1 pseudogene is annotated in these 307 nt (G+C 31.6%); it reads left to right on the top strand.

What is annotated here, in order from left to right:
- Nucleotides 1-76 precede the first annotated feature (76 nt).
- Nucleotides 77-307, top strand: a pseudogene (tnpA, locus tag UGRO018_RS17865) (IS200/IS605 family transposase); the annotation flags it as partial.

The following is a 307-nucleotide window of genomic DNA, read 5'->3' as shown; positions in this document are numbered from 1 at the left end:
AACAAAAAAATAAAAACTCCTTTATAATTGAAAGTGGCTTGCCGGCTACACAAACAAAATAAAGGAGGGTCCCAAAATGGACATTGAAAGTTTAGCACACACAAAATGGAATTGCAAATATCATATAGTATTTGCACCAAAGTATAGAAGAATAATAGCATATACAAAATAAAGAGAAGATATAGGAAAAATCTTACGAGAGTTATGTGAAAGAAAAGGAATAGAAATAATAGAAGCACAAATATGTCCAGATCATGTGCATATGCTAGTAAAGATACCGCCCAAAATAAGCGTATCAGCATTTGTA

The sequence above is a fragment of the Hoskinsella mucinilytica genome (genome assembly GCF_045223415.1).
GTDB classification, from domain to species: Bacteria; Bacillota_I; Bacilli_A; order Erysipelotrichales; family Erysipelotrichaceae; genus Hoskinsella; species Hoskinsella mucinilytica.
Note: the sequence above shows the minus strand (reverse complement) of the source record. Positions and strands in the feature narration are given on the sequence as shown.